The following is a 1,395-nucleotide window of genomic DNA, read 5'->3' as shown; positions in this document are numbered from 1 at the left end:
TGCCGCCGGGGGAGCCGTCCCGCACAGCGTCCCCCGGGCCGTCCGTCGGAACGTCCGAGGCAGCGCTCGGGGGCGGCGTCGGGCTGCTCTCCGGGGAGCCGGGGGTGTCCGCGGACCGGGTGGCGCGGCGCCGGCGCACGGCCAGGTACTCGGTGATGCGCTCCTTGACGTCGTCGAGACCGGCGTGATCCGCGTCGAGCACGGCCTTGGCGCCGGGCACGTCGTAGGCGTCCTCGGTGCGCACGTTCCAGGGCAGTTCCAGCACGGTGTCGAGCCAGGTGCGGATCCAGCCGCCCTCGGGGCTCTGCTCGGAGGACCGTTCGAGCTTGTCGACCTCCTTGAGCGCGGCCTCGCGGACGTGCGCGGGCAGGTCGGCCGACTCGACGCGGGCCCGGTAGTCGTCGCCCTCGTCACCGGGGTCGCCGTTGAGCTCGGCGAGTTCCTTGCGCACGGCCTCCAGTTGGCGGCGGAGCAGGAACTCCCGCTGCTGCTTGTCGACGCCGTCCTGCACGTCCTTGGCGATGGACTCGGCGACCTCCTCCTCGGCGAGGTGCTCGCTGAGGAAGCGCACCGCGAGGCGGAGCCGGGCCACCGGTTCGGCGGTCTCCAGCAGTTCGACGCGCTGCGGGACGGAGAGGAACGGCGAGTAGCCAGCGTTGTCGGCCAGCGCGCCGATGTCCTCGATCTGCTGCACCCGGTCCACGACCTGCCAGGCGCCGCGCTTGCGCAGCCAGCTCGTGGTGAGGGCCTTGTACTCCTTGGCCAGCTCGGCGACGGCGCCGGGCAGCGGGTCGGGGGTCTGCTCGGTGACGCGGGTGCCCTCCACCCACAGCGCGGCGCCCGGTCCGCCGGTGCCCGCTCCGATGCGGACCCGGCCGGTGCCGCGGATCAGCGCGCCGGGGTCGCCGTCGCCGAGCCGGACGACCTGCTCGACCCGGCCGAGCACGCCGGTGGCCGCGTAGGTGCCGTCGATGCGCGGCACCAGCAGCACCTGAGGCTTGCTCCCGTCGGTGGCCGCGACCTGGGCCGCTTCCACCGCGGCCCGCACTTCGGCGTCGGACAGGTCCAACGGCACCACCATGCCGGGCAGCACCACTTCGTCGTCAAGCGGCAGCACGGGCAGGGTGAGCGTGTCCTGCGACAAAGTCATGACGTCTCCCTCGGCAATCAACTTGAGCTGTATCGACTCAATGCCTCGGGCGTCTCAGATGTTCCCACCGGTCTGCCGCGTTCGCTGACAGCGATCTCCGGCCGCGCCGCCCACGCAGGCGTCCGAGGCGCCCAGCCCGCTCCCCGCACGGCGGCGACGGGACGACCCCGCCGGCGTCGCCCCAGCTCACCGGGCCGCTCGCACCCCGGGCCACGGAACGTCATATTCGGACGACACCGGGGCCG

Annotated in this window: 1 protein-coding gene; it reads right to left on the bottom strand. The window is 73.5% G+C overall.

Annotated elements, in window-relative coordinates; genetic code table 11:
* A partial coding sequence (locus tag ACYVE9_RS26915; RefSeq protein WP_461030502.1) for an LON peptidase substrate-binding domain-containing protein occupies positions 1-1,150 on the bottom strand: 1,150 nt, incomplete at its 3' end.
* Positions 1,151-1,395 lie beyond the last annotated feature (245 nt).

It is taken from the genome of Streptomyces sparsus (genome assembly GCF_054776295.1).
The sequence above is the reverse complement of the archived record's forward strand: the minus strand, read 5'-3'. Positions and strand labels throughout refer to the sequence as shown.